General features: G+C 59.7%; 6 protein-coding genes and 1 pseudogene. 4 read left to right on the top strand and 3 right to left on the bottom strand.

Going from position 1 to position 8,050, the window contains the following annotated elements:
- Positions 1-354, top strand: a 354-nt coding sequence (locus tag AB4Z52_RS35360) for a transposase (protein WP_442222483.1), incomplete at its 5' end; no start/stop codon positions are given.
- Between the two features lie 109 nt (positions 355-463).
- The gene (locus AB4Z52_RS35355; RefSeq protein WP_442222482.1) at positions 464-1,045 is read left to right on the top strand and encodes a hypothetical protein; all 582 of its coding nucleotides are present in this window, start codon (positions 464-466) and stop codon (positions 1,043-1,045) included.
- 350 nt (positions 1,046-1,395) lie between these two features.
- On the opposite strand, the gene AB4Z52_RS35350 is transcribed toward AB4Z52_RS35355, so the two are convergent.
- The 3 genes and pseudogenes from AB4Z52_RS35350 to AB4Z52_RS35340 form a co-directional block, all read right to left on the bottom strand.
- On the bottom strand, positions 1,396-1,581 hold the full coding sequence (locus AB4Z52_RS35350; RefSeq protein ID WP_442222481.1) for a hypothetical protein: 186 nt from the start codon (positions 1,579-1,581) through the stop codon (positions 1,396-1,398).
- Between the two features lie 15 nt (positions 1,582-1,596).
- Complete coding sequence (locus tag AB4Z52_RS35345; protein ID WP_442222480.1) at positions 1,597-1,914, bottom strand: hypothetical protein; 318 nt, start codon at positions 1,912-1,914, stop codon at positions 1,597-1,599.
- 117 nt (positions 1,915-2,031) lie between these two features.
- Positions 2,032-2,445, bottom strand: a pseudogene (locus AB4Z52_RS35340) (IS5 family transposase); the annotation flags it as partial.
- A gap of 480 nt (positions 2,446-2,925) precedes the next feature.
- On the opposite strand from AB4Z52_RS35340, the gene AB4Z52_RS35335 reads away from it, so the two are divergent.
- Entirely contained in the window at positions 2,926-3,609 is a 684-nt protein-coding gene (locus tag AB4Z52_RS35335) for a DUF746 domain-containing protein (RefSeq protein ID WP_442222479.1), read from the top strand.
- Positions 3,610-3,878: 269 nt separating this feature from the next.
- The coding region (locus AB4Z52_RS35330; protein WP_442222478.1) for a two-partner secretion domain-containing protein at positions 3,879-8,050 on the top strand (4,172 nt) is incomplete at its 3' end.

The raw sequence follows: 8,050 nt of genomic DNA, 5'->3' as shown, positions 1-8,050 counted from the left end.
GACCGCCACCGCAGCCGCGAGTTCATCGAATTCCTCAAGCTGCTCGATGCCGCCTATCCGGCCGGCACCGCGATCAGGTTGATCCTCGACAATCATTCCGCACACATCTCGAAAGAAACCAAAGCCTGGCTCGATAAACAACCGGCAGGCCGCTTCGAATTTACCTTCACCCCTAAACACGGCTCCTGGCTTAACCTCATCGAGGGCTTCTTCTCCAAGTTCGCCCGCTCCGTCCTGCGCCACATCCGGGTGAGTTCAAAGCACGAGCTCAGGGAACGCATCATGGCCGGTATCGACGACGTCAATAACCACCCCGTCATCCATACTTGGTCCTACGAGCTCGTCGAGGCTTGATATGATTCAAACCAAGAAAACGCGCTACTAGGGGCGCTTCGGCGCCCTTATTGACTCTTCCTTACTGTGGTGCGGTTATGACCGCGCCAACAACCTTGAGGGGAAGGTCATGTTTAAAGCTGCCTGTGTTTCTGCATCCGTAGTCATCTGTATGACCGGTTGCGCGTCGACGCCCACCGAGGTCGCTAAGCCGACCGACATTACGCTCGGTGAAGCCGTGAACCAAGTCGCTACGTCTCTTCACAGTCTTCAGAACGAATACAAAGATCAGCCGAAAGTTGGCCTGATGGCCGATAGCGCTACAGTCACGTTCGTGGTCGCGGCAAGCTCCACCAACACGCGCGGCGCCACGCTCAATGTAGCGGCGCCATTGACAGCGGGAAACCTGACAGCGGGTTTGTCCGATTCGTTGGTCTCAAACGGGAACCGAGGCAACACTGTCGTCATACAGTTCAAGAACATCATGACCGCGGATCTATCAAAAGGCGGCTACAGTTACTTCAGGGCTGCCGAAAAACCTAGACCTAGTCCACCGGTCAAAACGAGCAGCGCCACTCCCACCAAGGACGGTAAGGAGCCGATTGTCATTGTTCCCCCGAGCGGCGCGGCCGGTAAATCGATGCAGGATTTATGCAACGTTGTTCCCGGATGCCTAACGAAGGGCGGCCCAGGCCAACCTGCTGTGATGTGAATAAATCACTGATACGAAATTCAACGCTGGAGTCCCAACTCTGCGCTTGCTAGTAAGTAAATATTGATTGATGACACGAAGTGCTAACGAAACTCTAGTGTGATCGTAGGAAACCAGATTGATTGAACCAAGACGAGCCGGGATCGTCAGAAAATAAGCCCGACCTTCGAGGAGCTCGACGGCCAGACCTGTTGGCTCTGATCCTCTATACGCGTCCCCGGACGAGCACCAGGCCACGCCGGCCCAGTCGGCCCGAAGCTGATGAGGTGGCGCTCGAGATATTCTCAATTTTGGCTTGGGATATTCGAGCTTTCCAAACGGAGGATTCGATTGTGGGCAAATCTTATTGCTCAAAAGCGGTGCATTCCCGCCGAAGAAGCTGTCAGGCAATAGTGGTCGCGAAAGAAATCGTGGAGAACCGCCGAAACCATTTCGGCATCCTCCCAGTGCGGATTACGCCCAAATCCGTCCATGTGGAACGATTTTGCCTTCGAGAGCTCGTCTTCAAGCGCCAGCTGGTGACTCGCATCGAACAACGTATCCTCGCTACTTCAACTGTCGCGACTGCGGATGCTCGCCTCGAGGTGATGTTGTGCATCTCTCCGGCTCAGACTTTCTACCGAATAGAAGGCGTAGCCATTCACTCCACCAACATTGGTTTCGATATAGATAAGCGCACGGCCCTGGTAGCCCTGTTTACGTAGGCGCACTTTTACGCTTCTCTCCACCCTGCGGATAAAGTCCTTCGACAGGAAAGAGACATCGAACTCAGTACAAATGCCGGTGCGGTTAAGTCGGTCGGCGACGCCCTTCCAAGTGGAACTGCCAACGTTGTCTAGTATCTCCCGATCGTCCTTGCTAATTGCCACTGTGGCCTCCCTGCTGAAGCCATTGGATTATCTGCAAGACGTGTGGCAAAGAATAATACAGCTGTGCAAGTTTTAACGATATCTATTCGCTATTTAAGAGCCCGACTCGAAAAGAGTTCAATAGACATAATACCTTGAGAGCCTCCGGGTAAGGATGCGGATGTGGGCGATGAGCAACCAGGCTTCAGCGGAGGCGATTGATTTCTCCCAGTCCTTGGCCAATCGCCTGCATCTACCAAGCCAGGCGAAGGTGCGCTCCACGACCCAGCGACGCGGCAGCACTTCGAAGCCCTTTGTCTTGTCGGTTCGCTTGACGACCTGGAGTGTGAACGTCGCGACCTCGCGCAATGCGCCCGTCAATTTCGGACCGGCATACCCGCCATCAGCAAAGATGTGCCTGAGCCAGGGCCAGCGTTTGAGGATGGTTTTGAGAACAGCCGCGGCACCATCGCGGTCTTGAATATCCGCGCTGTGAACGACGAGCCCCACCATCAGGCCGAGCGTGTCGACGACGATATGACGCTTGCGACCAGGATTATGGTCAGGCCTTGGCTTGGTTTCGCAAGGCCGCCGATCAAGGTGATGCAGACGCTGAGAAGGCCATCAAGTCGTTATCAAAATCGGGAGTACCTTTAGCCAAGCCCTAATGAGCATGATCGATCCCGTACAGGCCAGGCGGGTTTGTGATCGAAATCGCCCTGCACATAGGTCCCAATTTTACAACCCACTGGGGCAAAACGATCGAATTGAAGAATTCGACAGCTTGGAACTTGGCTCCCAAGCAGCGAAAACGACTGCAGGAAAACTACGTGTCAGGCGGGACCGAGAGCTGGTTTCGCTTCGAAGATTGTAAGAGTGATGAGGACTATCTTGCAGTCGCAGAAGCTGCTGCTAGAGAGCTACTCGCAAAGGTGACGCTTGCTGGGCCCGTGGAAGCAATCCGTCCGACGAACAAGCTGCCCATTGTGCAACGCCTAAAGGCCCTTCTGTTGCCCCGACAATGAGATTGACATGACGACAACGGTCCCCCCGAAACGTGTATTCGACCCGATGATGCCGCGGATGGGGCACTATCGGCCAATTCCCGATTCGGAAGACAAGGCGTTGACCGCCTGGCTGCAGGGGCAGTTCGATGAGATACTGTCGCTCTCGGAAGCACCGCGACGCTGTCCGCATTGCGGAGGCGGTGAGACGGTCCTGAGCGCGCGCGCGGCCGATCCAAAACCGGTCCTGCCGGTGTTTCGGTGCGTCGCCTGCGACGTGCATTTCCGCCGCACGACCGGCACGCCGTTGTCGAGGCTGAAGTTCCACAACTTGCCGCAGTTCATCCGGCTGTTGTCGCAGCAACGGCCAGTCACGGACGCAGCCGCGATCCTTGGTGTCAAGCCGGTATCGGTCACCCGCTGGATCAAGCGCACGCGGCAATGGATATTGCAACTTGACCCGTCCGGCCACTGGGACGCAAAGGTTCGGCTGGGCATGGAGATCCGACCTGATATCGTGTGCCCGCATTGCGGGGTGGCCGATCAGATGCATTATCGCGGCTTTGCTTCGGATAGCGGCGTCCGCCTTTGCCGTTGCGACGCCTGCGGACGTTTATGCCGTCTGTCCGGCGTTCTGCACGACCAGGGCCCCGGTTTCGTGCTCGATCATCGCGTCGTGGCGCGTCCACCATCGCCGCGCCGCAAGACCTGAAGCACCTGCGATAAACTATCCTCTATGCGTGTTTTATCAACATTGCTTATAGGTTTTGGTGTACAATTCACACGGTCTTTACCAAATTTACGCGAACTTCCCCTAAGTAAGCTCTCCATATCCGTGCAGAGATTGACGGGCGCCGATAAGTCGATCAAGAAAAATCATCAATATGTGCCGCATGACGCGGCCTGGGCGAGGCGAGATATAGGCTAGATGTTTGGGCGAGAGCCGCGGACGTAGCCCGACCTCAGAAGGGCGAACGTATCGTGGGCAAACATCCAAAGCAGCAATCAGGAAACGCCATTCATCGGCTCGTGCGCTTCGGACAGCAATCGCTTGCCGTCATCCTCAGYGCCCTTCTGTTGCTGCAGCCGGCSATYGCCAATGCCCAGTCGGTCTCGGCAAGCACCACCGCCCCTGCCGCCAACCAGCCGGGTATTGGTGCGGCTCCCAACGGCGTGCCACTGATCGATATCGTCACCCCGAACGCGGCCGGCCTGTCACACAACAAATTTTCGGACTTCAATGTTGGTACGCCGGGGCTGATACTCAACAACTACAAGGGCGAGGTCGGCACGTCCAATCTCGGCGGCGTCACGCCGGGCAATCCGAACCTCAATAATTCCAACCCTGCCTCCGTCATCTTAAACGAGGTAACGAGCGGCAACCGTTCGGCACTGAACGGGCCGACGGAAGTTTTTGGTGGCAGAGCCGATGTAGTGATCGCTAATCCTAACGGGATCACTTGCAGTGGTTGCGGTTTCATCAACACGCCGCACGCGACGCTGACCACAGGTGTGCCCGATATCGGTGCCGACGGAAGCCTGACCGGCTTCACCGTCAATGGCGGCGATGTGACGTTCGAAGGAGCAGGCGGCAACTTCGCTTCCGGGCCCGGCGCCGTCGACCTGTTCGACGTCGTCTCCCGCAACATTCACGTCAATGCTCCAATTTACGGCAAAACCCTGCGGCTGACGGGTGGCGCCAGCAAATATGATTATGCCACCGGCGAGGCGACGGCGCTGACGGCAACCTCGGGCACGCCGGAATATGCCATCGATGGCTCGGCACTCGGCGCCATGCAGGCCGACCGCATCAAGATCGTCGTCACCGAGAAGGGCGCCGGCGTCAACATGGCCGGCGACATGGCCGCCAATGCCGGCGAACTGTCACTGTCGGCCGACGGCAAGATCTCGATCGGCAATGTTTCGGGAAGCCAAGGCGTCAGCATCGCCTCGAAGTCGAAGGTGACGGCGGCAAAGGTGACATCCAGGTCGAAAGTGAGTGTCGCTGCCGACCAGGGCATCACGCTGCAATCGGTCGCCGCCGATGACGATATCGTACTGTCGAGCGGCAGCGGACTTCTGAGCGTTGCCGCCGATGTCAACAGTGCCGCCAATCTGCAGCTGAGTTCTGCTGCCGGTATTGCCGCCGGCAGCGTTACGGCGGGCAGCGGTGCTGCGACGCTTTCCACCTCCAGCGGCGATATCAGGATTACAGGGGCTGCCAATAGCCATGGTGCGCTGACGATCACCGCGACATCCGGCTCGATCTCGGCCGCTTCGCTCTTGAGCTACAACAATATCGGCCTCACTGCCGGCCTAGATATCGCCGTTTCCGGCAATGTGTTCGCTGAAGGCAATCTGACGGCCACTGGCCGCTCGATCTCGACCGGCATGGTCGTTGCCGGTCTCGGTATTGCCGCCACTCAGGCCGATCCGAACGGCAACACCATCCTTGCCAATGGCGGCGACCTCCAGCTGACTGCAACCGGCGGCGCAATCAACGCCACCAACCTGCTGTCGTCCGGCAAGACATCGCTCGATGCCGCCACACTGACGGCACAAAGCCTCACCGCCCATGGCACCATCGACATCAACGCCACCACCAGTTTGAGCGGACAGATTCTTGGTGGCCGTGACATCAGCCTGGCCGGCGCCGGCATTCAAGCTGGCGCCATCATCTCCGGCGTGGACTTTGCCGGGACCGAAGCGGCTGGCGGCAGCATCGTCCAGACGGCCAGCGGCGACATCGCGCTTTATGCCTCCGGCATCGCCACTGTCGATAGTCTCAATGCCGCGGGCAGCCTGACCGTGCAGGCAACCGACCTGCAGTCGAAGGACATTACTAGCCATGCCGCTACCGCCATCCAGGGCAGCCTCGACGTCGATGGCCAGGTGCTGTCGGCCGGCAATCTCAGCGTCACCGGCGGCAATCATGTCGCCGCCGGCGGCCTGATTTCCGGCGTCGATTTCGCCGCCACCGATGCCGCCGGTGGCAACATCATCCTCGGACAGACCGGCGACATGACCGTTGCCGCCGCCGGTACGATAGACGCCTCCACCATTCTCGCCGCCGGCGACCTCTTCGTCACCGGTTCGGCCATCAGCGGCGATACGATTACTGGCCACAAGGACACCACGCTTTCCGGCGCTACCACCGTTAGCGGCCAGATCCTTGGCGCCGGCAATGTCAGCGTCACGGGGCCAAGCATTGCCGCCGACGCCATCGTCTCCGGCGTCGACATCGACGCCACCAATGCGGCGGGCGGTAGCATCGTCCTTGGCCCTGCGACCACCGGAACCGCCGATCTTTCGCTTGCGGCGACCGCCGGGCTCGACGTCGGGACGCTGCTGTCTGCCGGCGCGCTCAGCGCCACTGGCGCGACAATTACGGCCGATAGCGTCACCGCCCATGGTGATCTGGCACTCGATGGTGCCACCACGGTCAGCGGCCAGGTTCTCGGCTCCGGCAATGTGCTGATCACCGGCCAGAGTGTGTCAGCGCAGACGCTCGTCGCCGGTATCGACTTTAACGCCACCAATGCCTCCGGCGGCAATATCGTGCTTTCGCCGGGCGGCGATCTCAAGGTATCGGTCAGCGGCGCCGCCGCAGCCTCGACAATCCAGGCTGCTGGCACCATCGATGCCAGCGCGGCGACGATCGCAGCCGATGCCATTACCGGCCACAAGGACATAGCGCTTTCCGGCGCAAGCGGTGGCGTCGATGTCAATGGTCAGATCCTTGGTGCAAACGATATCAGCCTCTCCGGCTCCAGCATCAACGCCGGCGCAGTGGTGTCCGGCGTCGATTTCACGGCGACGGCGGCAGCGGGCGGCAATATTGTCCAGACGTCAAGTGGTGATGTTTCGTTGACCTCCACGGGCAATGTCACCATCGGCACACTGTTGTCTGCGGGCGATCTCACCGCGCAAGCCGCCGGGTTCAAGGCAGATGACATCACCAGCCACGGTGACGTCGATCTTAAAGCCAGTCTCGATGTCGGCGGACATGTGCTGTCTGCTGGTAACCTCTCCGTTGAAGGCGCCAGCCTCAATGCGGGCCTCCTGGCTTCCGGCGTCGATCTAGCAGCAACGGACGCCGCTGGCGGCAATATCGTATTGAGTTCGTCCGGCGCCATGAACCTGACCGCGACCGGCAATATCGCGGCCGGTACGATTCTTTCCGCCGGCGACGTCACGGCGAAGGCAGCCAATCTTGCAGCCGACAGCATTACCAGCCACGGCAAGGTCGACGTCATCGGCAACGTCGATGTCACCAACCAGATCATTGCCGCCGGCAATCTTACGCTCAGCGGCGGTAGTATCAGCGCGCCGGTGCTGATCTCCGGCGTTGATTTTGCCGCCACCAATGCCAATAGCGGTAACATCGTGCTGGCGCCGTCCGGCGATATGGCGCTCACCGCCTCGGCCGACATCAGCGCGCAGACGATCCTTTCAGCCGGCACCCTCGCCGCGACCGCCGCCGATATCAATGCCGCCTCCGTCACCAGCCATGGCGATATCACCCTTGCCGCCGGCAATGGCGTTGCGGTCACCAACCAGATCCTTGCCGCAAACAACGTCTCGCTCTCCGGCCAGACCGTCAACGCCCACCAGGTCATCACAGGCGTCGATTTTGCCGCCACCGCGCAATCCCCGAGCGGCGCCCTCGCGCTCGGGCCGAGCGGCGACCTGACGATCAATGCCACAAGTGCTGTCACCGACACGCTGATCGTCGCCGGCAACCTCAGCGTCACCTATGGTGATCGCGGCGATGTCGTGGCGAGCGCGTTCACTGCGGGCAACATCACCAGCCATGGCACCGTCGGGATCGGTTCTACCGCCCGACCCGGCGCGGTGAAGATCAACGGCCAGTTGCTCGGTGCAAGCGATGTCTCGATCACCGGCTCGGATATCAGCGGCAATGTCGTTGTCGCAGGTGTCGATTTCGCCGCGACAAACCAATCGGCGACCGGCGACGTCATCCTCGGCCAAGTGGGTGACCTGACGCTGAGTGCCACGGCCGGTGATATCTCCGCCAACAGCCTACTGGCCGCCGGCACCATCACCGCCAATGCCACGAACAATGTGAACGCCAATGCCGTCGCGCAAGGCGATCTGACGATCGGCGCCGGAAACGCCATTACGCTCAGCGG

Origin of the sequence: Rhizobium sp. 2YAF20 (assembly GCF_052114685.1) — a bacterium.
GTDB lineage: Bacteria > Pseudomonadota > Alphaproteobacteria > Rhizobiales > Rhizobiaceae > Rhizobium.
Note: the sequence above shows the minus strand (reverse complement) of the source record. Positions and strands in the feature narration are given on the sequence as shown.